The sequence below is a fragment of the Kriegella aquimaris genome, assembly GCF_900103215.1.
Taxonomy (GTDB): Bacteria; Bacteroidota; Bacteroidia; order Flavobacteriales; family Flavobacteriaceae; genus Kriegella; species Kriegella aquimaris.
This window is the reverse complement of record NZ_FNGV01000001.1, coordinates 603111-628111: the sequence shown is the minus strand read 5'-3', so window position 1 is coordinate 628111 and position 25001 is coordinate 603111. Positions and strand designations below refer to the sequence as shown.

Annotated in this window: 25 protein-coding genes; 5 read left to right on the top strand and 20 right to left on the bottom strand. The window is 39.3% G+C overall.

Annotation, left to right across the window (positions count from 1 at the left end):
- Window positions 1-65: 65 nt before the first annotated feature.
- Window positions 66-425, top strand: coding sequence for a hypothetical protein (locus tag BLS33_RS02745; protein ID WP_089885015.1), 360 nt, complete (start codon window positions 66-68; stop codon window positions 423-425).
- Window positions 426-573: 148 nt separating this feature from the next.
- Here BLS33_RS02745 and BLS33_RS02740 read toward each other — a convergent pair whose 3' ends face one another.
- From BLS33_RS02740 to BLS33_RS02715, 6 genes are all read right to left on the bottom strand, one after another.
- A complete protein-coding gene (locus tag BLS33_RS02740) occupies window positions 574-798 on the bottom strand; it encodes a hypothetical protein (RefSeq protein WP_089885013.1) in 225 nt (74 codons plus the stop codon).
- 104 nt (window positions 799-902) lie between these two features.
- On the bottom strand, window positions 903-2174 hold the full coding sequence (locus tag BLS33_RS02735; RefSeq protein ID WP_089885011.1) for an MgtC/SapB family protein: 1272 nt from the start codon (window positions 2172-2174) through the stop codon (window positions 903-905).
- Between the two features lie 29 nt (window positions 2175-2203).
- Window positions 2204-3886 (bottom strand): ABC1 kinase family protein, encoded by a 1683-nt coding sequence (locus BLS33_RS02730; RefSeq protein ID WP_089885009.1) that lies wholly within the window; start codon window positions 3884-3886, stop codon window positions 2204-2206.
- Between the two features lie 14 nt (window positions 3887-3900).
- The gene (locus BLS33_RS02725; protein WP_089885007.1) at window positions 3901-4287 is read right to left on the bottom strand and encodes a hypothetical protein; all 387 of its coding nucleotides are present in this window, start codon (window positions 4285-4287) and stop codon (window positions 3901-3903) included.
- A 262-nt stretch (window positions 4288-4549) separates the two neighbouring features.
- Window positions 4550-6538, bottom strand: a complete 1989-nt coding sequence (gene ftsH, locus BLS33_RS02720) for an ATP-dependent zinc metalloprotease FtsH (protein WP_089885005.1) — start codon at window positions 6536-6538, stop codon at window positions 4550-4552.
- 1 nt (window position 6539) lies between these two features.
- Window positions 6540-6887, bottom strand: a complete 348-nt coding sequence (locus BLS33_RS02715; RefSeq protein ID WP_089885003.1) for a carboxymuconolactone decarboxylase family protein — start codon at window positions 6885-6887, stop codon at window positions 6540-6542.
- A gap of 361 nt (window positions 6888-7248) precedes the next feature.
- Here BLS33_RS02715 and BLS33_RS02710 point away from each other — a divergent pair, with 361 nt between their 5' ends.
- Window positions 7249-7908, top strand: a complete 660-nt coding sequence (locus BLS33_RS02710) for a WG repeat-containing protein (RefSeq protein WP_089885001.1) — start codon at window positions 7249-7251, stop codon at window positions 7906-7908.
- Between the two features lie 218 nt (window positions 7909-8126).
- On the top strand, window positions 8127-8912 hold the full coding sequence (locus tag BLS33_RS02705; protein WP_089884999.1) for a universal stress protein: 786 nt from the start codon (window positions 8127-8129) through the stop codon (window positions 8910-8912).
- 120 nt (window positions 8913-9032) lie between these two features.
- Here BLS33_RS02705 and glk read toward each other — a convergent pair whose 3' ends face one another.
- From glk to ppsA, 8 genes are all read right to left on the bottom strand, one after another.
- Entirely contained in the window at window positions 9033-10106 is a 1074-nt protein-coding gene (glk, locus tag BLS33_RS02700) for a glucokinase (RefSeq protein ID WP_089884998.1), read from the bottom strand.
- 11 nt (window positions 10107-10117) lie between these two features.
- On the bottom strand, window positions 10118-11164 hold the full coding sequence (locus BLS33_RS02695; protein ID WP_089884996.1) for a class I fructose-bisphosphate aldolase: 1047 nt from the start codon (window positions 11162-11164) through the stop codon (window positions 10118-10120).
- A 10-nt stretch (window positions 11165-11174) separates the two neighbouring features.
- Window positions 11175-12128 carry a 1-phosphofructokinase family hexose kinase gene (locus BLS33_RS02690; RefSeq protein ID WP_089884994.1) on the bottom strand — a complete coding sequence of 318 codons (954 nt, stop codon included), beginning with the start codon at window positions 12126-12128 and terminating at the stop codon, window positions 11175-11177.
- 31 nt (window positions 12129-12159) lie between these two features.
- The gene (locus BLS33_RS02685) at window positions 12160-12849 is read right to left on the bottom strand and encodes a 2,3-bisphosphoglycerate-dependent phosphoglycerate mutase (protein WP_089884992.1); all 690 of its coding nucleotides are present in this window, start codon (window positions 12847-12849) and stop codon (window positions 12160-12162) included.
- Between the two features lie 52 nt (window positions 12850-12901).
- The gene (locus BLS33_RS02680; RefSeq protein ID WP_089884990.1) at window positions 12902-13297 is read right to left on the bottom strand and encodes a SpoIIAA family protein; all 396 of its coding nucleotides are present in this window, start codon (window positions 13295-13297) and stop codon (window positions 12902-12904) included.
- Between the two features lie 76 nt (window positions 13298-13373).
- On the bottom strand, window positions 13374-14363 hold the full coding sequence (locus BLS33_RS02675; RefSeq protein WP_089884988.1) for a 2-hydroxyacid dehydrogenase: 990 nt from the start codon (window positions 14361-14363) through the stop codon (window positions 13374-13376).
- Window positions 14364-14403: 40 nt separating this feature from the next.
- Window positions 14404-14664 carry a hypothetical protein gene (locus BLS33_RS02670; protein ID WP_089884986.1) on the bottom strand — a complete coding sequence of 87 codons (261 nt, stop codon included), beginning with the start codon at window positions 14662-14664 and terminating at the stop codon, window positions 14404-14406.
- Window positions 14665-14697: 33 nt separating this feature from the next.
- Window positions 14698-17106 carry a phosphoenolpyruvate synthase gene (ppsA, locus tag BLS33_RS02665; protein ID WP_089884984.1) on the bottom strand — a complete coding sequence of 803 codons (2409 nt, stop codon included), beginning with the start codon at window positions 17104-17106 and terminating at the stop codon, window positions 14698-14700.
- A 174-nt stretch (window positions 17107-17280) separates the two neighbouring features.
- On the opposite strand from ppsA, the gene BLS33_RS02660 reads away from it, so the two are divergent.
- The gene (locus tag BLS33_RS02660; RefSeq protein ID WP_245731254.1) at window positions 17281-17841 is read left to right on the top strand and encodes a F0F1 ATP synthase subunit beta; all 561 of its coding nucleotides are present in this window, start codon (window positions 17281-17283) and stop codon (window positions 17839-17841) included.
- A 76-nt stretch (window positions 17842-17917) separates the two neighbouring features.
- Here the strand turns inward: BLS33_RS02660 and BLS33_RS02655 are convergent, their stop codons facing one another.
- The gene (locus BLS33_RS02655) at window positions 17918-18136 is read right to left on the bottom strand and encodes a hypothetical protein (protein WP_089884982.1); all 219 of its coding nucleotides are present in this window, start codon (window positions 18134-18136) and stop codon (window positions 17918-17920) included.
- Window positions 18137-18294: 158 nt separating this feature from the next.
- On the bottom strand, window positions 18295-18753 hold the full coding sequence (locus BLS33_RS02650; RefSeq protein WP_089884980.1) for a hypothetical protein: 459 nt from the start codon (window positions 18751-18753) through the stop codon (window positions 18295-18297).
- Window positions 18754-18917: 164 nt separating this feature from the next.
- On the opposite strand from BLS33_RS02650, the gene BLS33_RS02645 reads away from it, so the two are divergent.
- Complete coding sequence (locus BLS33_RS02645) at window positions 18918-19793, top strand: universal stress protein (protein WP_089884978.1); 876 nt, start codon at window positions 18918-18920, stop codon at window positions 19791-19793.
- 199 nt (window positions 19794-19992) lie between these two features.
- Here BLS33_RS02645 and BLS33_RS02640 read toward each other — a convergent pair whose 3' ends face one another.
- The 4 genes from BLS33_RS02640 to BLS33_RS02625 all read right to left on the bottom strand — a co-directional run bounded on the left by BLS33_RS02640 (window position 19993) and on the right by BLS33_RS02625 (window position 24990).
- Window positions 19993-20199, bottom strand: a complete 207-nt coding sequence (locus BLS33_RS02640; RefSeq protein ID WP_089884976.1) for a YgaP family membrane protein — start codon at window positions 20197-20199, stop codon at window positions 19993-19995.
- Between the two features lie 19 nt (window positions 20200-20218).
- Entirely contained in the window at window positions 20219-20524 is a 306-nt protein-coding gene (locus BLS33_RS02635) for a hypothetical protein (protein ID WP_089884974.1), read from the bottom strand.
- Window positions 20525-20535: 11 nt separating this feature from the next.
- Window positions 20536-23769 carry an efflux RND transporter permease subunit gene (locus BLS33_RS02630; protein ID WP_089884972.1) on the bottom strand — a complete coding sequence of 1078 codons (3234 nt, stop codon included), beginning with the start codon at window positions 23767-23769 and terminating at the stop codon, window positions 20536-20538.
- A gap of 138 nt (window positions 23770-23907) precedes the next feature.
- Window positions 23908-24990, bottom strand: a complete 1083-nt coding sequence (locus tag BLS33_RS02625) for an efflux RND transporter periplasmic adaptor subunit (RefSeq protein ID WP_089886183.1) — start codon at window positions 24988-24990, stop codon at window positions 23908-23910.
- Between the last annotated feature and the right edge of the window lie 11 nt (window positions 24991-25001).

Sequence of the window (25001 nt, the reverse complement as noted above, 5' to 3'; positions counted from 1 at the left end):
GAAAAATTGATTTCGGCTTTTTTGTTTTCAAACCTACATTCAAACTATTTATAACTACTTCTATTATGCAAGTCTCTATTTATAAACAGGAAAGGCGAACAGCTGACAGCATTGATAATTTTATGGATTTCTATTACGGTCTCCGCATGCACTTTTTCGCTAGCGATCTTTTGTACAAAGGTCTATCGCCCGAACAAATTAGTGATGCGGTAGCAAAAGCTATGAGTGTGGCCAAGTCTTCCAAAATGAATTTGCGAGAACATTTCAGGCCGGTTTTTAGTAGTATTGATAAGGAAATCATTAGTGATTGTAAACTATCTCGATTAGGTTATGGACTAGTTTTAATGAATGCAGAATCCCAACTAGCGGTAGTAGCCAAGTGGCAGCGACGCATATTGGAAAAGTTCTTGAATATATCTTATTAACTTAATTCTGAGCGAAACAGACTCTTTTTTCTTAAATCGTGTTACTGGTTTTTTAGCACAGTTCCATAAATTAATTGAAAATGAAAAGTGTAACCTTTTACAGACATTACTTTTATTAGTATATCATCAGATATATTTAAATAGTATCTCATGAAAATTTGATTCGGTGGGCCGGCTTGTCCTCATATACTTTTTGCTGCACACGCTCGTCATATTGCTTAATTTTTTCATTGTTGCCGTAACTTAGTTTCAGCGCTTCGGAGATACTTATTTCTTGCTCTTGTGCTTTTACATAAGATGTTAGCACCATCATAAGCAGAAAAGTCATTCTGGCAAATGGCACTTTGCGCCTTGCTTTAATCCAATCTTTCATCCGTTTATAAAAGTTTATCCTAATTTCTATGCAAAGTTGCTTTGCTTTAGAATGAATTGGAATGACCTAAATCAGGTAAACGGAATAATTTTTGGTTTTTTTAATTAAGCGTTATTGATAAAGATGTAGATTACGCCAATCAGGATAATGGCGCCAAAAGAATATCCTACCAATTTTCCGGTAGTTTTCGAGCCTTTGAAAACACTGATGCCCAACTTCACGAGCATGTTACTCAAAATGGCGGCAATGATGACTGAAGAAGCCACTTGTAGCTTTTCCGAATCTAACGAAAATTTTGCCATGCTTATGGTGATGGCATCGGTATCTGCCAATCCGGAAATTAAAGCGGAATAATATAACCCGCTTTCGCCAAAAAACTTGTTGCTATAGAAAACCGCAAATAAGATTACGACATAAATAGCCCCAAAACCAATGGCATTCAATATGTTAAGTGGGTTACCCAACTTGATATTGGTATCGGGCTTTTTGGTATCCCTTTGAATCAGAACTAACGAAACGACCAGACATATTAAGGTCAATAGAGAAAATGGGATAGCTAAATAAGTCAAAAGGGCACTATTAAAGATATATACCAAAAGGGCAAGTCTCGGAAACATTATGGCCGAAGCAATTACGATACCTGCAGCATATTTTTTAGAGAGTTCAGGTGATTCTTCACTCCGTGAGGCATAGCTCCATGCTACCGCAGTACTCGATATCAGACCACCTAGGATTGCCGTGAGCAAAATTCCCTTTTTTGAGCCTACATATTTTACTAAAAAATAGCCTATAAAATTTAAAAAGGATACGATTACCACTATGGATCCAATCTCAAAAGGATTCAATAAATCGTTTGGGCCATAGACTTTATTGGGCAGAAAAGGCAATATCAAGAGGGCGATGATCGAAAATTTGATAAATGCAAAAAGCTCTTCTGGGGTAATATTACTGATTACCATACGAAACCTTGTTTTCAATGAAAGTAGGGTAACGATGATAACAGCGGTGGCAACTGCATCCCGATAATATTCCGCCGATACCATGATACCTAATACAAATGTGGCTATCAAGGCCAAATTGGTGGTGAGGCCTTTGCTATATTCTTCTTGTTTTTGATAAATATGATTGAACGCCAAAAACAGAATAAAAGAACCAAAACTGATAATTAGTATCCAAACGGTAAATTTATCGGTCAGGTTCTCCAAAGTAAAACCTAGTATGGCAACGATAGGAAAAGTACGGATACCCGCAAACCCCTGATCTTTTAACTTGTCATATTCTCTTTCCAAGCCAATAATCAAACCTATTCCCATACTTATGAGCACGCCTAGAAGATAGCTGTCCATAAATTCATTTATACCTTCAAACTTTATCATCTAGTTTTTAGATTAGAGGTGGGCACTACTTAAAATTGATCGTTTCTGAATATCGATATTACAATGTAAAAACCCAATATTGCCGATAATACAAACCCAATGGCCCCCAATAATGGAACACCATTGACCAAGGGAGGCATTTTTGCCATAACTAAGATAGACGAACCAATCGAAAGTGCCGCTATGATAACGGCGAAGACCAAACGGTTAACAGATTTGCTCGTTGCCGTTTGCAATTCTTTTAATCCCTTGTGCTCGTGTACTATAACGAGTTTGCCATCTTTTATTTTTTTAAGGATGGCATTGATATCATCGGGTAAGGTATCTACAAGGTCATTGATATCTTGAAAGCGACTTAGGTTCTTTTTAAAGAGCCGTTTTAAGCTAAATCGTTTGCGGACAATTGCAGAGGTGTAAGGCTCTAAATTATCGGTAATGTTGAATGCGGGATCGAGTTTTCTCCCTACGCCTTCTATAATGATAAGACCTCTAATCAACATATAAAGATAGTGTGGCAAGATAATCTTATTCTCGTAGAGCACGGTTTTGAACTGGTTGAGGATAATACCGATTTTTATATTTTGTATGGCCGTATTACTGACTCCTGAAACTAGCTCATATAAATCTTGTTCTAGTTTCTTATAATCGGGTATATCGGTCTTTACGGCAATCTTCTCAAGTAAATTAATAATTTTCTTGATGTTTTTCCTCAAAAAATAGAGCAGAAGGTCTCCGAGTACTTCTTTATCGTTCGGCATTATGGTACCCATCATGCCAAAATCTATAAAACAGATTTGTCCCGTATTTGGAAGTATGAAAATGTTTCCTGGGTGCGGGTCAGCGTGAAAGAAGCCATGGTCAAGAATTTGTTCTATATACAAATCGACCCCGACTTTGGCAACTGCTGCCGGGTTAATGTTAGCGGTTTTAAGTTTAGCTATCTCAGATACTTTGATGCCATCAATAAATTCCATACAAATAAGACGGTCGGTAGACAGCTGGCGATAAACCACAGGCACATGAATCATCTCATTGCCCTCAAAATTTTTGGCAAATTTTTCGGTATTGTCCATCTCTCGCAAAAACTGAAGTTCTTCGTGAATGCTTTGTTCAAAAGATGCTACAATGCGTACGGGTTGTAAAGCCTGTGCTTGAGTACTATATTTTTCAAGAGCTCTAGCCACTTGTTTCATGACCAATAGATCACTTTCAATGACTTCTTCAATAAACGGGCGTTGAATTTTAAGAACGACCTCATCGCCGTTTAACAATTGCCCCCAATGTACTTGTGCCAAAGATGCGGCCGCTATTGGCTCTAAGTTAACAGACTGAAAGTAATCGGATAAAGTAATGTTCAATTCTTCTTCAATGGTTTTTTGTACATCAAAGTTCTTTAGTTGGGGTACATGATCCTGTAATTTCTCAAGTTCCTTGATGAGTTCCGGCGGAAGCATATCTTCCCGATTACTGAAGATTTGGCCTAGCTTTACATAGCTCGGACCCAATTCTTCCAATACCATACGAATACGTTCATAGGTAGAAAATGAAAGATTTTTTCCGGTATCGGGATGTTTTTCCAAGTAACTTTTAGGAATCATCTTTGCGATACCACTATTTACCAAAACGTCCTCAAAACCATATTTGGCGAGGACGTTGAAAAGGGAGGCGTACCTTTTGATTTCTTTTTGTTTCGGAATTTTAAATGCGGCCATATTCAATCGATTTGTTACATATATTTCGATAGAAACCGGAAGAATTCTTTTTTAAGGTCAGCATAAATTTGCCTTTGAGTTTCCATTTTTTCACGAAATTTCAAGTGGTTTTTTACCATAGCAACATCCAATGATTCATGGTTCTCATCACTATGCCCAGAAATATTCATTTCGTGCTTCTCAATCGCCTCTTGTAAATCTTCAATAATACCACCATGAAGAATAAACTCATTCTGGTAATGTTCCAATTGTGCAAGTACTTCTTTATCTGTCCAACGAGATGCTAATTCACTTAATCTATTCTTGAAAGATTTTAATTCATCGTTCCAAAAGTCGAGTTCAGATTTCCATTGTTTATGTTCAAAATGTAAGTCGGAATTGTTTATAATTGCTGTTTTCATAAGCTGTCTATATAATTATTTGTTAAGAATTTCACCTGAAATTAAAGATATAGTCAAAGGTGTAATTTTGATAGCATATTTGATATGACGAAAGTCATACCTTAACAAAGCAGCTAGCTTTAAATATAGTAAATAGAAATTTGAACATTCAAATTTAGCAGAAGATGTTAAAGGATTGAGTTGAAAATTTATAAAACCATCTTATTACCTGAAAAACAGAACCATGTTTCGGTGCGCTTCGTGAAATAGATTTTTAAAATTATTATTCCTTATTGTAAATGATAGATAATTGAGTATCATCATATTTATCGGCATCTTCAGACACACTTTCTATTCGCTTCCCCAAAATCGCTTCTAAATCTTTTTTTTCAGCTACTTCATTTTTCAATAAATGTTGCGCCAGCTTTTCTAGTTCGTCTCTGTGCTCAACCAATACGGTTTTGGTTTTCTCATAGGCCATGAGTATCAGGGCTTGAGCTTCTTTGTCGATGAGCTGGGCCATAGATTCACTATAAGGTTTGCCTATAATGCGGTCATTTTGCCCTGATGAGTCATAAAAACTCATCGGACCTATTTTTTTGTCAAGGCCGTAATATGATACCATAGCATAGGCTTGCTTGGTCGCTTTTTCAAGGTCATCTAAAGCTCCGGAAGAAATTTCGTCAAAAATAATTTCTTCCGCTGCACGTCCGCCCAATGAGGCACACATCTGATCTATGAATTGTGTTTTGGTCACAATTTGCCTTTCTTCCGGCAAGTACCATGCGGCACCTAAAGATTTACCGCGTGGAATAATAGAGACTTTTACTAAAGAATCTACATTTTTTAAATACCAACTTACAACAGCGTGTCCTGCTTCGTGATGTGCTACGGTTTCTTTTTCTTTTGGAGAGATGATTTTACTTTTTCGTTCCATTCCTCCAACAATACGGTCCCTCGCTTCCATAAAATCATGTTGATGGACTAATTTCTCCTTTTTACGGGCGGCGATGAGTGCGGCTTCGTTACATATATTGGCAATGTCGGCTCCTGAAAATCCGGGACTTAATTTGGCCAATGCCAAAGTGTCTACATCTTTTGCAAGTTTCAGTGGGCGAAGATGAACCTTGAATATCTCTTCACGTTCTTCTTTTGTTGGCAATTCAAGATAAATATGTCGATCAAACCTACCGGGACGCAATAATGCCTTATCGAGTACATCGGGACGGTTGGTAGCAGCTAGTACGATTACGCCGGTATTGGCGCCAAACCCGTCTAATTCGGTAAGTAGTTGGTTCAGTGTGCTTTCACGTTCGTCATTAGTCTGAAATGCACCACCTTTGCCCCGTGAGCGGCCAACAGCATCAATTTCATCAATAAAAATAATACTTGGTGTTTTCTCTTTTGCGCGTTTAAATAAATCACGAACCCTTGAGGCCCCGACCCCAACGAACATTTCAACAAATTCAGAACCCGACATAGAAAAGAAAGGTACTTGTGCTTCCCCAGCAACTGCTTTGGCTATCAATGTTTTTCCTGTTCCTGGAGGACCCACGAGCATAACTCCTTTTGGAATTTTAGCTCCTAACTTGGTGTATGTTTCCGGATTTTTCAGAAAATCAACGACCTCCATAACTTCGACTTTAGCCTCCTTTAAACCTGCCACATCTTTAAAGGTCACCGAACTTCTGGTGTCTTTTTCTACTAATTTCGCGGTCGACTTTCCTATGTTGAACATTGAATTTCCCATGCCGCCGCCATTCCCCATTCGTTTAAACATAAATAGCCAGAATAGAATAAGTACAGCTATGGGTAAAATCCATGATATGGTAGTGAACCAACTGGTTCGATTTTGGTATTGAATAGCTATTTTATCGGCAGAGGAAAAGCTATTTTGCGCTTTTTCCAACTTATTCTCGAAGTTTTCAACCGACCCAATGGTCATTCTGTATTTTGGGCTCTCAACAGTACTGAACAAGCTTTTGTTTGTATCTTTTGAATCTACACCGGTACTATTCTTAATATAGATTTCTGCAAACTCCCTATTTACGACTATTATTTTTGAAACTTCACGTTTGGTTAAAAGCGAATCTTGAAGAAACGACCAGCTGATTTCTTTTGACCCAGAAATGGGATTGGAAAAAAAAGAAAATGCTATTAAAAAGCCAAAAAGTACCAAATAAATCCAATTGAAACCATATCCTCCCGAAGGTGTGTTTGGTTTTTGTTCTTTCGATGTGCCGGTGTCTTTTTTATTTGATTGCTGTTTCATATTATTCTAATACGACAAATTGGTTTAAAGCCTCTAATGCCTCACAACCATACATTAGAGCGGGGCCTCCACCCATCATAACGGCCACTCCTATAGTTTCTAAAATTTCCTCTGAACTGGCTCCTGATTTTAGGGCATCATGTACATGAAAAGCGATACACCCATCACAACGAACCGTTATGGCAATACCTAAGGCAATGAGTTCTTTGGTTTTAGAGGAGAGCACTCCTTCAGCAGTACTGGCCTTATGAAGGCTATTAAAACTTCCTATGGTTTCGGGTATGTTGGCGCCCAGTTCTTTTATAAGCTTTGTGAGATCGTTGTAGTGTTTTGAATAATCTTTGATCATGATTAAATTTTTAAGGTTCTACCCGTTTAACAGCTGATTTCTCTTTATCGACTTAAAAAGAAATCCAAATTTATTTTAAATCAATAAAATATATCATGATATAAATCAGGAGCATTTGAAAATAATCAATATTAAAGCTCTAGGCGACTCGCTGATTATGGGAATTTAATTGTAACAAAGCTGAGATAGGCATTCCTCTATTTCTAAGTTGTTATGTTTTCACCGCTTTTAGATATCAAATCATTTGATAATAATCATCGATATCATTTGTTCCCCCAAAATTAATTCTAGAACTGACGCATATCATTTTTAAAAAAGCAAGGGTGAGCTACTTTTATACAAATCAAAAAAATATAATGAAATGAAACGCATACTCACAATTACGTTATTTGCCGCAATACCTTTTTTGGGTATTTCACAGACGGTGGAGCAAATTAATAAACCTACAGTAGCAGAAATAGACGAAATAGCACCTTTCAACGATGGTCTTGCCGCTGTTAGAAAAGGAAACCAATGGGGCTTTATAGACTCAGAAGGACAGTTAGTCATCGGTTTTCGCGATGATTTGGTTTGGAACAAACAACCCAATAAAGATAATTTTGGCGTTGAAGGTATCGAAGTTCCAAAGTTCAATGATGGGCTTTGCGTGGTGAAAGAAATGAAAGATGATGACATTCCCCGATATGGATTTATAGACAATACGGGAAAAATAATTATAAAACCCGAATTCTTGAACGTTTCCCAGTTTGATAACGGTTATGCCATTGGTATTTATGAAAACAAGACACTGCGGGGAAAAAATGCCTTTCAACTAAATATATATGATTATGACTTTACTGAGGTAGTAATCAACAAATCAGGAGAGATGGTATGGCCTGTACAGGAAAGAGATAACATTGTTATGTCTAAAAAAATGTACAAATTACCCGAACTACAAGCCAAAATGATTTCTAAGTATTTGCTGGCAGTTAAAGATAAGAATGACCGATGGAAAATTGTCAAGCCAGAACTTAAGGATTAAATAAGAACGGAATCTGTTCTTATTTAATAGGTAATATAGGTAAGAATTTAAGAAGCAGTCGATAGCATAAACGCTATAATCCCCCGAATTGGATATTTTAATACGTCGGATGCAAGTGGGTAAAGGACTGAACATAAGAACATGACCAAGGTCATAATTTTTGTGTAAATCTAAGGGTAACTTTATAGGTATTGCGGTTATAAAATACCCCATATTTAATGGACAAACTTTCAACCATATTGGTACCCTTTGATTTTTCTGATGCTGCTAAAAAGGCACTGGAATATGCTGTTGCGTTTGTTGGACGTTACGACGATATCAAGATTGTCTTGGCCTATATTTCCGGACATAGCAATTTTAAACTGTTGCCGGAAAACTTCAAGAAAATAGAAGAGAAATATAGGGCGGTACTAAAGAATGAATTGAAATGGGAGATTCAAGATGGCTCCTTGACGCAAACTTTACTTGAAATCCGAAAGACTGAAAAGGTAGACCTGATTATCATGGGAACCTTAGGGGCAGATAAACAAAGAGGTCGAGAGCAAACCCATACATCAAGATTGGTGCTTGCCAGTGAATGTCCGGTTTTGGTAGTACCACACAACTATAAGTATTCTAACTTAAACAATATTGCCCTAGTATTGGGAAGGAAGGAAATAGATGACAGCAAAGTCTTGAGTACCCTTTTAAAAGTAGCCCTAAAATTCAATGCCAAAGTACATGTGCTGACGATTGAGAATCAGCCCACTATATATGGCTATAGTGCAGCGGAGGAGAAAAATGAAAATTCAGTGGAATACTATCTTGGAAATTTTTATAAGGAACGTATTTTTATTAAAAATAAAGACGTGTTAGAGGGTATACTTACTTATGCGATAAAGAACGATATTGACCTTGTTACCATCGTTCCTAGAAACCATATGAAGCATGGCAAACCTTCTGAAGGACAGTTGACTCATTTGTTGGCCCTTCATTCCAAATTGCCAATATTGGCTTTAGATTAAAAGGAATCAACTTATTTCAGTGTTGAATTATTCGCCGGGGGATTAATCAGTTATTGATTGTTTTGCAGCGCACTCAAAAACCTTTGAAACCGAGCAAAATTGAGTACTTAAGATTGTTTTCTATTTTTGTGACATTGCACCATAATAACCGGCACCCAGCAGCGCCGTATTCTCGTTGAGAATAACGCTAATAGGAACCATTTGTAAAAGTGAGTTCATTCGGCCCGACTGCATAAAGTTGTTGTTGAACACTTCTCGGTTCATTCCTTTGATGATTTTGGGCAAGATTCCTCCTCCGATATAAATACCTCCAGTGGCTTTGAATTTCAAAGCAAGTTGTGCAGTTTCTATGGCCAAAAACCGAACAAAAAGGTCTAAAGTTTCCCTACAGACCGCATCTGAACCTTCTAAAGCGGTTTTGGTGATTACCGCAGCGGGATCTTCCATTTTCATTTTAGTTTTGAATGCGTCAGTTTCCATTTCGCCACTAACGTTGCGTATCAGTTGATACATATCGCGGATGCCTTGGCCCGATAATATCCGTTCCCAACTGACATGCCCATATTTTTGTTGAAAGTACTGCCAAATTTCAAGATCAAAATCATTTCTTGGACTAAAATCGCAATGACCTCCCTCGGTGGCGAACGGGTGATACACCTCGCCATCCCAATACAGACCAGCTTCCCCGAGACCTGTGCCTGGTGAGATGATTACTGCATTTCCAGCTATTTTTGACCCGTATTTTAGACGATCAAAATCTTCTTCCTGCAACATCGCTAGTCCATACGCATTGGCCTGCATATCATTTATCAAAAAAACGCTTTCAAGTCGAAACTCTTTAATCAATTCTTCCGTATCAATATCCCAAGGAAAATTGGTGCCATGCACTTTACCTTTGGTAACTGGGCCTGCAACACCAAGACACATACTATCGATAATGGGCATTTCTTCATCTTGAAAGTTTTTGATGATTTCGAAAAGTGAATTATGGTCCTTGGTTTTATATGATTTCTCCCTTTTGAGGAAGAGTTGACCCTTTTTCATTTCAAAAATCGCAAGGTTTGTTTTGGTTCCCCCTACATCGCCCGCCAAAACATGCCCTTTTGTATGCCCCTTTTTTTTATTAGAGTTGAAGCCCATGGGAATAAGGGCTTTTCTGAAAATAGGCAGTGATTGGCTTTCCGTTGTTTTCATAATTGCATGTCTTAGGCTATCGTGATGTCATTATCCAAATAGATATCTTGAATAAGATGTAATAGTTTGACACCTTCTTTCATGGGTCTTTGAAAAGCCTTTCTGCCGGAAATAAGCCCCATGCCGCCCGCTCTTTTATTGATTACCGCGGTACGTGCTGCGGCGGCAAAATCATCTTTGCCAGAAGCGCCACCCGAATTGATAAGTCCGGCACGGCCCATATAGCAATTCGCTACTTGATATCGAGTTAGGTCAATTGGGTGGTCTGTTGTCAGTTTGCTATACACCAATTCATTAGTTTTCCCAAAATTTTTGAGGGCAAGAAAACCACCATTATTTGTTGGTTGTTTTTGTTTGATAATGTCGGCTTCAATGGTTACGCCAAGATGGTTTGCCTGTCCGGTTAAATCGGCACTAACGGCATAATCCTGATCCGTTTTAAAGGCGTCATTACGGAGGTAGCACCAAAGAACAGTGGCCATGCCCAATTCATGCGCGCGCTTGAAGGCCTTGCTGGTCTCTTGTATTTGTCTATCGGATTCTGGGGAGCCAAAATAAATCGTGGCCCCTACGGCTACCGCACCCATGTCCCAGGCTTGTTCTACTTGGGCAAAATAGATTTGATCAAAGGTGTTGGGGTACGAAAGTAACTCGTTATGGTTCAATTTAACCAAGAAAGGAATTTTATGGGCATATTTACGCGAAACTGCCCCAAGTACGCCAAGGGTTGAGGCCACTGCATTACAACCACCTTCTAGCGCCAGCTTAACAATATTCGCTGGGTCAAAATACTCCGGGTTCGGGGCAAAACTGGCCCCTGCAGAATGTTCTACGCCTTGGTCGACCGGCAAAAGCGAAAGATGGCCCGTACCCGAAAGTCTACCATGATCAAAAAGCTGTTGGAGGCTGCCTAAAACTCGGTTCGATCTATCGGATGGTATCATGATTCTATCTGTAAAATCAGGTCCCGGAAGGTTAATTTTATCTTTTGTTATGGTGCCACATACGTGATCTAACAGATATGAGGTTTCCTCTTTTAAATATTTTTCAAGTTCCATTGCTTGTGCTTTAATTTGTTTCTAGAATGGGATTTTGCTCCTTTATCCATTCGTATAACTTGTCTGCATCTTCTTTAATGCAGAGCTGAGTGCCGTGATGCATCGTGGCCGCTGTGCCACATGCCACGCCGTACCTGACCATGTCGCTTAATGGTTTGCCCCATATAAGGCTCATAACCATTCCGGCCACCATACTGTCTCCCGCGCCAATCGTACTTTTTTGATGAACTACAGGAGCAGGAACATGTACCGTTTCGTTTTTAGTAACCAGCAAGGCCCCTTTCGGTCCCAAGGAGACTACAAGAATTTCACAATCATGATTTTTTAAAAATTGTTTGGTTAAGGGTTTTAGTTCTAGGTCCGTTATAGAGGAAACCCCGCACAGCGCCCCTAATTCGGCTAAATTGGGTTTGAGCATATAAATTTTTGATTTAGAAGCTTTCATAAGTGCTTCGCCAGAAGTGTCAAGAATAAAACGTGCTTCTTTCTTTTCGGCTATGTGGCTTACTTTTTCATAAAAATCTTCTGGTATTTGGGGGGGCAGCTTTCCGCTAGCTACTAAATAATCTCCTTTGTTGAGCTGTATTTCCAATTGCTTAAGCGCGCTTTGCCATTCTATTTCCCTAATAGGCGGGCCGGGCATTCCAAATCGGTACTGTTGATTGGTGGTTGTATCGGTAACCGCCAAGTTTTCACGTGTCCATCCCGCAATAGAAACTACCGCTTGTTCTATATTTTGCTCGTTCAAAAGTTGTTTTAAATAATCTCCTGACGGACCACCTGCAAAGTAGGTGCAAAGTGAAGTGCCGCCTAATTTATGAATGGCTCTGGATACATTAATGCCGCCGCCCCCGGCATCGTAGGTCGGTTCAGTGCATCGTAACTTTGTATTAGGGACAATTCCTGCTACAGCAGTACTTTTGTCGATTGCCGGATTTACGGTAAGTGTGATGATGCGGGCCATTTTGAGAATTTTTAGTACTAGTTTGTTTGTCTTATTTTAATTGGTAATGTTCTATTACGTTCAGTTTGCCATCGAACTCATACATGTGCGGTACACCCGTGGCTACTTCTACTTTAGCAATCTCGTCAGATGATATATGTTCTAAATATTCAATAAGTGCACGTAAGGAATTTCCATGAGCGGAAATTAATACGGTTCGACCTTTGGCCAGTTCAGGGGCGATGGCTTCAAAAAAGTAATTAACGACTCTTTTGGAAGTGTCCTTTAACGATTCGGCCAAAGGTAGATCGGAGACATCCAAAGCTTTATAATTCGAATCATATTCCGGATTTCGTTTATCATCTGTAGAAAGGCTAGGAGGGGGGGTGTCGTAGCCTCTTCGAACACTCAAAAAGTATTCTTCACCAACATCTTTTAATACTTCATCTTTATTCTTTCCTTGCCAATCACCATAATGCCTTTCGTTCAGTTTCCAGCTGTAACGGCAGTCAACATGCATCATTTCCGCAGTTTCCAATAGAATCCATGCCGTTCTGATAGCTCTTTTTAGATAAGAAGAAAAGCAAATATCGATGTCAATAAGATTTGATTTGATGAGCTGTCCGGCTTTTCTAGCCTCTTCGATTCCTTCCGATGCCAAATCGATATCCGTCCAACCCTTGAATACGTTTTTTACGTTCCATAGACTTTTTCCGTGTCTTACCAAGATTAGTTTTCCCATTCAAATTGTTCTTAAAATATTATTTCTCAGTTCAAACTCTTGGCCTGAGACTTTAATCGTTTTTATTGTCAGGATTGACAAAGGCATTAGCTTCATCCATCTGTGAAACATCAAAATAGCGCTCTTGTCGCCCCTTACTTGCCCTTGCGAAGAAAATATTATCTATAGGAATCAATGCTTTCAGAATATTGGTGTGGGCTACAATGGCCAAGTGCCCTAATTTTTTATAATTTCTAAGGGACCAAAGTGTGTCTTCAAAAAAAGCTTTGGTACTACTATTTGATACTTTCATCTCATCGAGCTTTACCAATACGTTAATCTGGTCGAACCCCTGTTCGAGTTTTTTGTCAAATAACTTTTGGCAAAGCTTTTCATCAGCTTCCGTAAAACCATCGATAACTTCAATGGCCAAGACGTTGTTGTCGAATTTTTCAAGTTGTTCTATCATGATTATAGAATTTAAAATAAGTTTTATATTAAAAATCAGGTTTTAGAAAACGTATGGACATTTGCTAAATCGAAATTTATTTAATTTCGTTTGAACAGACTTCTCCTTTTTCAAAGCAATCTAAATTTTCAAAAGTAATCCTAGCTATATTTTGGAGAGCCGTATCGGTCAAGAATGCCTGATGACTGCTTATCAAAACGTTTCTGAGCGTCATTAACCGGGCCATAGAATCGTCTTGAAGAATGTCTTCGGAATGATCTTCAAAATAAAGGCCCTTCTCCTCCTCATAGACATCCATTCCGAAATAGCCTATTTGACCAGATTTGAGTCCATTAATAACATCTTGTGTATTTACCAATCCGCCACGGCCAGCATTGATCAACATAACGCCTTTCTTCATGCCCGAAATTCTATCTTCATTGATTAAATGATGCGTTTCCGCAATTAGGGGCGAGTGTAAGGTTATAATATCAGATTGCTTACAAAGCGCATCTAAGTCGGTATAAGTAATACCATACTTTTCAATTAAATCAGGGTCTTCAACAATATCATAGGCCAATAATTTGCAACCGAATCCATGTAAAATCTTTGCTACTACACGACCGATTTTACCGGTACCGATAATACCCACTATTTTGCCATTCATGTCAAAACCCACAAGTCCGTTCAGAGAGAAATTCATTTCCATGATTCTGTAGTGTGTACGGACCAATTTTCGGTTGAGCGCAAGCATGACCCCTACCGTAAACTCGGCAATGGCATAGGGCGAATATTCGGGTACCCGGGCCATACGAATACCCAATTTCTGGGCATGCGGCACATCAATATTATTAAAGCCTGCCGAACGCAAGGCCACATATCGAACACCAAGTTCATGCAACCTATCTAAGATTGGTGCCGATGCATTGTCTTCGGTGAAAATGCATATAGCATCACACCCTTTTGCTAAATCTACTGTATCGGATGATAAGTAGGTCTCGAACATTTTTAAGGTATGCCTACCATTGTTGGCACTTTGTATATATTCCCTTTCCCAATTATGGATGTTGAATATTGCTATTTTCATTTTTTAATTTATTAGATACACAAATTACCCTGGGTGGGGTTCAAAGCCCCGTAAGTGTTTTTCGCAGTGCATGAAAACGGTGAGGTATCAGCGCTTTTTGTAGTTCTTCTACCGTAAGTACTTCATTGGTGTTTACAGACATTTCATTTGGGTACACCGCTGTATTGAACTTTACATGCTCAACTTCAGGCATTTTTGATAAAATTTGTTTCACTTTTTGCCTGTCTTTCTCATTTTCGGTATTGATTGTGAAGACCATACCATGCGTACTCGGTATCAAATTGTTTTCTAAAAATCCCATATTCTTGTTTTTAATCTGCCCAATTAAATCGGTTCAGTTACTACTTTCTGCCATACCAAATTCGATTTTGCTTTTCTCTGCGCTATTAATGTTTTCAATTCCTGAAATCAGCGCATCAGGATTAAAGGATATGGAGTTGATACCTTTTTCTACGAGAAATTGGGCAAACTCTGGGTAATCGCTCGGAGCCTGACCACAAAGTCCAATTTTGGTATGGGTTTTATGTGCAGATTCGATTACCATTGCAATCATCTTTTTAACTCCAATATCATTGATATCAAAGATGTCGCTCAATAATTCAGAATCACGGTCTACCCCTAATGTTAATTGCGTTAGATCGTTGGAGCCAATGGAGAATCCGTCAAAGAATTCAGCGAATTGTTCTGCTAAAATGATGTTATTAGGTATTTCGGTCATCATATAAAGCTGAAGTCCATTTTCACCTCGTTTCAAACCGTTATTTTCTAAAACCGCTACAACTTTTGCAGCTTCTTTTAGTGTTCGGCAGAAGGGAATCATGATTTTTACGTTGGTCAACCCCATGGTTTCCCGTACTCTTTTCAATGCCTTACATTCTAAGGCAAAGGCTTCTTGGTATTTGGGATTGTAGTATCGTGAAGCACCCCTGAAGCCCAGCATTGGGTTTGATTCTATGGGTTCAAATTCTGTACCGCCTATTAAGTTGGCATATTCGTTGGTTTTGAAATCACTGGTTCGAACTATAACATCTTTAGGATAGAAGGCTGCAGCAATTGTAGCAATGCCTTCAGCCAATTTATGTACAAAATAATCAGATTTGTCAGGGTAGTGGTGGGTCAACTTCTGAATTTTTTCCTTAACGGCAATATCTTTCAACGAGTCAAAATGTTTCAATGCCATAGGGTGAATCTGAATGGAATTATTGATAACGAATTCCAACCGCATCAAACCGACTCCTTCAGAAGGGTAGAACGAGAATTTGAACGCTTGGTCTGGATCGGCCAAAATGAGCATAGGCTGGGTTTTTGGTTTTCCTAAGATCGAAAGGTCCACTTCTTTTTCATCCCATTCTAAAAGACCATCGTAAACTATACCTGTATCTCCCTCTGCACAAGAAATGGTAATTTCCTGTCCGTCTTGAATCACTTTTGTAGCATTGTTACTCCCTACTATTGCAGCCGCACCTACTTCACGGGCAACGATAGCGGCATGGCTAGTTCGTCCGCCTTGGTCTGTAATGATACCTGCCGCTTTTTTAAGAATTGGATCCCAATCAGGATTGGTGCGCTCTGTTACCAATATTTCACCTTTTTGCAGTTTATCCGATTCTTCGGGACTATGCAATATACGGGCTTTACCTGATGATATTTTGTTGCCTAGGCCCATTCCGCGAGTAATTTCCTTACCCTTTTTCAATAGTGTATAGGTGTTGATTTTTAGTTTATTCTTATTGGCACTTTGCACGGTCTCTGGCCGAGCTTGAACGATAAAAAGTTCATTGGTTTGCCCATCTTTTGCCCATTCAATGTCCATTGGGCGTTTGTAATGGTCTTCAATAATCAATGACCACTGGGCTAGTTTTACCACCTCAGCATCGGTAAGTACATATTTTTCTTGTTTTTCCATGGGAGTGTCAAGGTTAATGGTACCGCTACCTGATTGGTCATAGACCATGGTCTTTTCTTTACTGCCCAAACGTCTAGAAATAATGGGCTGTTCAACGCCATTTTTTAGACTGGGTTTAAAGACAAAATAATCATCGGGATTAATGCTTCCCTGTACGATATTCTCGCCTAGGCCATATATGCTGGAGACCATTACCACTTGGTCAAAACCCGTATCGGGATCGAGGGTGAAGTTCACTCCGGAAGCTGCCAAATCTGAACGCACCATCATTTGTATACCAATGGATAGGGCTACTTTTGTATGGTCAAAACCATTGTCTTCCCTATATTTGATTGCGCGATCGGTAAATAGTGATGCGTAACATCTTTTACAGGCGTCAACAAGTTCTTCTTTACCTTTTACATTCAAATAACTTTCTTGTTGGCCCGCAAAACTTGCGGTAGGCAAATCTTCAGCGGTAGCACTACTTCGTACCGCTAATGAAATATCGCCTTTGTATTTTTTAGATAAGGCATCATATCCTTTTTCAATCGCCTCCTTAATGTCGTCAGGAAGTTCTGTTCCTAAAACAGCTTTCCGTACAGCGGCACCAATTTCTTTTAAATTGGAAAAATCTTTGGTGTTCAATTTTGCCAAAAGACCAAAAATTTCATCCTGTATGTGCACTTCTTGTAAAAAGTGCCAGTACGCTTCCGCAGTTGTTGCAAAGCCATCGGGAACCTGTACTCCCTTAGTGGTCAGCTTTTGAAACATTTCTCCGAGCGAAGCATTTTTTCCTCCTACGGTTGGTACATCGTTAATGTCGATTTCGTTAAAGTGGCGTATGTAATTTTTCATCACAATATTTTTAAAGGGTCGTTTTTGACCAAGATTTCTGAATACGAATGTCCGATGAATCTATATCAATGGAAATGACCTAGGTCATACTATTTTTTTTCTTCCATGACCTAGGTCATTTCTGTTGGTACCCTAGCGCAATACTTTTACCACTTCATTTACAAGTATAGAAGTATGGCAAGGGACGTAAATATTAATAACAGTACATCTATTTTCGGCAAAGTCGTTGCCGTGCAGGGAAGTGTGGTAGATATTTGGTTCGATAGTGATTTGCCATCAATAAATACTTTAATACATACCGGGCCGGATAATACGATTGCTATTGAGGTATTATCGCAGTTAGATGACCATAGGATTAGGGGTATAGCCTTGACTCCAACACAAGGCTTGGCAAGGGGTATGAAGGCGGAAACAGATGGTGGACAGTTATCCGTTCCTGTAGGAAAAGAGATAATGGGCCGTATGTTCGATGTCTTTGGTAATACCATTGACCACGGAGAAGCTTTACCGGAAATGCCCCGTAATAGTATACACCAACTACCACCCCCGTTGGCAAAACGGTCGACAAAATCTGAAATTTTTGAAACAGGAATAAAAGCTATCGATGTAATGGTACCCTTACAGCACGGTGGTAATGCAGGTTTATTTGGTGGTGCAGGGGTTGGTAAAACAGTATTACTTACCGAGATGATTCATAATATGGTGGGCTACCACCAAAGTTTGTTTTGCCCTTGAGGATTTAGAACTATAGAACAGTGTGATTTGCCTATTTGATGCTGCGATTTCTCCCATGATTTTAATTCTAAAACAACTAATTCGTATTGTTCTTATGGGTTTCCATATGATGTTCTAACAATTGCTTTAAACTTTCTAGATACTCTTGCATGACCTTTTTATCAATATGCGGGTGACTGGAAACTGGTAAGGTCATTGGGTTTTCATCCAAAGAACGATAGAGCTCAGGGTATTTGGTTTCAATGGTATAAGTTAGCTCAGTAATTTCATTTATTATTTTTCTAAGGTTTTTCATTTGGATGACTTAAAATGTTCAAAATTGCAATGCAGTGACGGTAATTGCGATAAAAGAGATTATAAAATATACATATTCATTAAAGAACATCGCAGAGCTTCATGATACGATGTTTGTCATTGTGAATTGAGGGATATCCCTATATATCGTATATTCATTTATCTTGAGACCAAATTTAATTTGCGCACCATTTCCTCACCATCGATCAGATACTCGGTAATAGTAAAAACTTCTTTTCGATTTTTCCTGCAGTCCTTAACGAAATTAGCTATTTTATCTTCAAGCTGTTCATGTTCGGTTCTAAATTTATGTGAATCATATACAAAAGGATTATCGATCAACTCCCCTAAATGATGCAAATGCTTATTTGTCAGATTCAACAATGAACTACATTCATTATCCAATTTAAGCAGACCGACTTCAATTTCCCGAACCATATCAATGTTCTCTTTTCTTGATATCCACATGAAATATTTATCGATGAGATGAAGCAAAAATTTTAGGTCATCGTTATAAAATAAAAGATTTGATTTCCAATCTTCTGTTAGTACATATAATTTTTGCCAATCGGCTTCATTAATGTAGTTGTCCTTGGGCCTGTTTCTAAAATCTCTCATATTTATTGAACTTTATTGATTTCGTACAACAAAAGTATATAGATGTTGCCATGGGATTAATGACCTCTGTCATGATTAAAAAAATAATTGAAATATGACAAGGGTCATTTGTTACGGCGATAAGGGCTTGTATTTTTGAATATATACTCCAAAGCTATATAACCATGAAAACAATCTTGTACGCTACCGACTATTCTGATAATTCAGTTGCAGCATTTAAATATGCCTTTCAAATGAGCACGCAACTAGATATGCGTTTGGTAGTAACCCATGTATTTGATAACCCACAGCCCTCTGATACGGAGGGGTTCATCGATCCATCGCTATATCTTGGTGAAAGTGCATCAAAGATGCACCGTTCTAAATTAGAAGAGTTTTGTGAAGCTCATTTAGGTGGCGATTGGAATACTACGAAAATACAGCTGCATGCGGTTGAGAACAGATCTATTGTAAAAGGTATTATTTCAGTGGCGGAAGAATGGCATGCCCAAATGATCGTAGTTGGTATGAAGGGTGAGAGTGCACTTAAGGAACTGCTAATGGGAAGCATAGCAAAACATTTGATAGAAAAAGCGCCCTGTCCCATACTCGCCATACCCGAAGATGCCCAACATATGCCCATCAAGACTATTGTTTATGCGACCGATTTTGAAGAAGAAGATATATTCGCTATACGCAAGTTGGCAGAAATGGCCGAAAAATTGGAAGCTGAAATAAAAATAGTACATATTTCAACAAAGGAAGAGTATGACGGGGAAACCCAGATGGAATGGTTCAAAGAGATGTTGCAGTCTAAAGTTACATACGAGCGAATGGACTTCGAATTATTGTTTTCAGAAGATATTTTTGAATCACTACGCCTTTATCTTGGTAAGGTCAATGCCGATTTGATGGTCATGCTTGAACGGGAAGGCCAAGGCTTTCTAAGAAAATGGTTCCATGGTGATTTGGTTAAAAAAATGGAAAGCTATGGAAGGGTTCCTCTTTTGAGTTTCAAGGAAGGCAACCATCAACTCTTTTTTTTCAGCGCAGTACTTTAAAATAGTCAAAATAAGGGACGCCAATATATGGCATCGACCTCGTAGTTGTTAGGAATGGGCTTTGCTTTCTTATAGTTAACCGACCTTATCTCCATAATCATGGGTGGAGCAGTGGTCTGACATATTTCTTCAAAGGTAAACGACGAAGATATTGCCAGGCAAGTAATAAAGATTTTCTCAAAACTAATTTGGGGAACAACTAAACGGAACAGCTGTCCCCATCTTTCTTAACTCCTAGTTTATGTAGAAATTTCTCCATCAAACACCATTGGGTAAAAGCAGATTGTAAAAGGTTGGCGCCTACAAATACCGTGAACCATAACCAGTTTATATTTACGTAAATCGCTAAAAGAACGCTAATAATAATAAAGCTGCCAGCAATTGCCCGGATATATCTATTGATCATACTATTATATTTTAGGGGATTAAATAAATCTTTCGATAGGTACAACGACCGCTTTTATAGGGTTGTTGGTTTCCAAATTTTGATTGAATTCTTTGATAAGCCCAAAAAGCGTATCAATATTTTCATCCTCGGTAAAGGAGAAGAACATACTAGATTCCACACCGTTATTTTCACTGGGGAACCAACTTGCGGTCCGCAGCACTGAGGCTGTATTTTTATAGCCATCAATATCTGAACCGCTAAAGCTCTCGATATTCGCTTTCTTAAAAAGCCGTAGAATTTCCTTTTCGAATTGTTCTACGACCGTTACGATTAGTAGTTTCATTTTATCTTTTTTTAGTCTTTATTCTTATCTGCTATTTCTGAAACTCCGGTTTCAGGATACTTCTTTCGTTCTATCATATAATAGACCAAGGGCACCACCAACAAAGTCAATACGGTAGAGACAATAGTTCCGCCCATTAACGAAATGGCCAAACCTTGAAATATTGGGTCGAATAATATGACGAATGCGCCTATAACTACGGTTCCAGCGGTCAATAAAATGGGAGTTGTACGTACGGCACCGGCCTCGATAGCAGCTTGCTTTATGGGCACACCTTCGGCAAGTCGTAAGTTTATGAAATCGATGAGCAATACAGAATTTCGCACCATAATGCCAGCCAGGGCAATCATTCCAATAAAAGAGGTTGCGGTAAAAAACGCACCCATGATCCAATGCCCTAAAATAATTCCTATCAATGATAGGGGTATGGCAACCATCATCACAATCGGGGCCTTAAAGTTTTGAAACCATCCTACGATCAAAATATATATCAAGATGATGGCTCCTAGAAAGGCTATTCCTAAATCTCTGAATACCTCTAGCGTAATTTGCCATTCCCCATCCCATTTCACCGTATAGTCATCTTCAAAATCGGGCTGTCCTAAATACATCTCGTTTATGGAATACCCTTGTGGTAGGGCAATCTCTTTGAGCTTTTCTTCCATACCCAAAATCGCGTAAGCCGGACTCTCTAATTCTCCGGCCATATCTGCCATTACATACACCACTCGCTTTTGATTCTTACGGTAAATACTTTTAGCGCTTGTAGTTTCTTTGATATTTACCAAGTCTGATATCGGCACCATATTCCCCTGTTTAGAGGTGACTTTCAATTGAGAAATGTCGGAGATAGTAGATTTTTCCTTTTCATCCAAAGCCAACACCAGGCCAACTTGGTCGGTAGCATCCTCATCATATAAATTGGTAATGGCCCTGTTGGATAATGCCATATTCATTGTGTAGGCAATTTGCTGCGGCGCAACACCGTACAACATCGCTTTTTCCTTATCGATTTCAAATTGAAATTCGATTTGGTCCGCTTCTACCATCCAGTCGATATCCACAACATCTTCGGTGTTTTTTAGAATGTCTTGAACACTGTTGGCAATCCTCATTTGTTCCTCATAATCAGGTCCGTAGACTTCTGCCACAATGGTAGATAAAACAGGAGGTCCTGGTGGAACTTCGACCAATTTTACATTGGCATTGTATTTGGCCGCTATTTTTTGAATATCAGGTCGAAGCAATTTAGCAATATCATGGCTCTGGGCAGAACGCTCGCCTTTATCAATTAGATTCACTTGAATATCCGCCATATTACTTCCACCACGCAAATCATAATGCCGAACCAATCCGTTGAAGGTTATCGGTGCGGAGGTACCCACATAGTTTTGATAATTCACCACTTCCGGTCGTGTAGACAGGTACTGCGCAATTTCTTGTGTCACCACTCCCGTACGTTCAAGAGTAGTACCTTCGGGCATATCAATGACCACTTGAAATTCATTTTTGTTATCAAAAGGCAGCATTTTTACGGCTACAGATTTGGTAAAAAACAATACCATTGAGCCCATGAGCAACAAAAATGTCAATCCTAAAAACAACCAACGTTTTCCTTTATTCTCAATAAGCGGTCTCTCAAATTTGTTATAAACTTTATAGATATAAGTGTCTTCCAAAGGTTTTTGCGGCTTCTCTTCTTTCCCTGGTTTGTCTTTTTCCCTTAAGAAAATATAGCCCAAATAGGGGGTAATGGTCAAAGCGACGAACAATGACAAAATCATGGCAATCGATGCGCCAATAGGCATTGGAGCCATATACGGGCCCATTAATCCAGATACGAATGCCATGGGCAATACCGAGGCTATTACCGTAAATGTGGCCAAAATTGTCGGGTTACCTACCTCATTAATGGCGTACAATGCTGCTTGTTTAAAAGGCAAGCGTTTCATCTTAAAATGCCGGTGCATATTTTCGGCGATAATAATCGAGTCGTCTACTACGATACCGGTGACGAAAACCAAAGCAAAAAGAGTAATCCTATTTAGGGTATAATCGAGCATATAGTAGCTCAATAGCGTCAGCGCAAACGTAATAGGAACCGATAAAAATACCACCAAACCACCGCGCCAGCCCATCGCCAGCATAACCACAAGGGTTACGGCAATGATTGATCCTATAAGGTGTAACAGTAGTTCTGAAACTTTATGTGAAGCCGTTTCGCCATAGTTTCGGGTAATTTCAACGTGCACATCATCAGGGATCAAAGTACTACGTAGGTGGTCAACCTTGTTGATGACGATATCTGCGATTTTCATGGCATCGGCACCTTTTCTTTTTGCCACGGAAATCGTAACCGCAGGGTATTCAGATTTATAATCGGTAACCTTGTCACTCGCCTGCCCAAAACCTAACGAAACATAACTTTGTGGAATTTCAGGGCCATCAATAATAGTGGCAATTTGCTTTAAATATATGGGGCGATTTTGTTGCACACCGACTACAAGATTCTCAACATCGGTTACCGATGCCAAGAAACTGCCTGTGTTCACCAAAAACTCCGTATCGTTCTTATCAAAACTACCGGAGCTCAATTGAGCGTTGTTGGCCTTGATCATTTCAGAAACCGATAAAAAATCCAATCCGCTTGCCGCCAATTTATCCTTATCTAAAACCACACGTAGCTGACGGTCTTGATTACCAATTTTATGGGTAACCGCCACATCGTTCACCTTCTTGATCTCACTTTCCAGCTCCTGTGCCATTTGGCTTAACTGGTACCCATCATAATTTTCGCTCCATAAGGTGAGGCCCAACATCGGCACATCATCAATTGCCCTGGTTTTTACCAACGGAAAGGTGACACCTTGCGGCATTTCGTCCATGTGCTTATTGATTTCATTGTACAATTTTACAAATGAGCGTTCAATATCTTCGCCCACATAAAACTGAACGATAACCATTCCCTGTTCCTTCATGGCAGTCGAATAGACATATTCTACACCCTTGATATTCGAAATCAATTGCTCTAAAGGCTTTATCACACGCGACTCCACTTCCGTAGGACTCGCACCAGGATAGCCTACAAAAATATCGGCCATGGGCACATCTATTTGAGGCTCTTCCTCTCTCGGGATCAAAAACGAACTGTACACCCCGATGACCATAAAAACAACCATCAACAACACTGTTAATTTGCTGCCTATGAACATTTTGGCGATTTTACCTGCTAATCCTTCTTTCATTGCTATTTATCTTATATGGCCGTTCGGGCGGGCTTTTCACTTCTACTCCTCATATTTCTGACCTTTAAGCAGGTCAAAAACATTGCGGGGTATCCGTTGCAATCCCTAACGCAACCGCTCGTTATCTTTTGATTCTTTTTACTGTATGTTAACCTTGGCTCCGTTGAACAATTTTCGGTCAGAGGAAACAATGTATTTTTCGTCTTGAGACAGTCCTGAAAGCACTTCGACCTTATCCCCGAAAATGCGCCCCAAACGTATCCAACGCAACAGAGCTGTATTGCTTTCACTCACAGTATAAATGCCGGTCAATTGGCCTTTTTCAACCAAAGCTTCCGTAGGAATCATAACTGCAGTTGCATTTGCTTTTCGTTCCACAGGAAACTGTACCGTAGCGTACATACCAGACAAAATGTTGGCATCAGAGGCTTCGAGCATCACTTTTACTAGATATTGTCCGCCTGTGTTCTTGGCCGAGGTACTGACTTCTATCACCTTGCCTTTGACCGATTTATCCAATGATTTTAAAACCACGTTCACTTCGGTATCAGTCTTGATATCTAAAATCTCTGATTCCGGTACCATAGCCAAAACTTGATGCTTTCCAGGAGATTCGACTTCCAACAAAGGCATTCCGGGGTTGGCCATATCTCCCGCATTAATAAATTTGTTCGTAACGACTCCGTTGAATGGCGCTCGTATATTTGCATATGACAATTGTGCGTTGACCTCGTTTTTCATTTGTTTTGCACTTTCCAAACGCGCCTGGGCCATGTTATAATTGGCCGTTATATCATCTAGTTCTTTTTGTGAAGCACTATTCTCTTTAAACAGGCTTGTAAAACGCTCATAGTCTTTCTTTGCATTGGTATATGCCGCCGTAGCCTCTGTTATTCCAGCGTTTACCTGAGCCAACTTGGCGGAGACATCAGCGTTGTTTACACTCAACAAGAGTTGACCGCTTTTGACCTTGTCACCAACCTGAACGTAAATTTTATCTACATACCCCATCATACGAGTGCTAATATTTGCACTTTTTGCCGCCTCGATCTTACCACTGACCGTCACAAATGAATTTTCTGTATTTTCGGTTACTGCACGCACTTGAACAGGTACTGCCACAGAATTGTCAACAACCATTTTTGCTTCTTTTTCTCCACAACTGGCCAAAACAAGGGTCATTGTTAAAACTGTTGCTATTATGTGATTTCTTTTTTTCATCATTTTAGAAT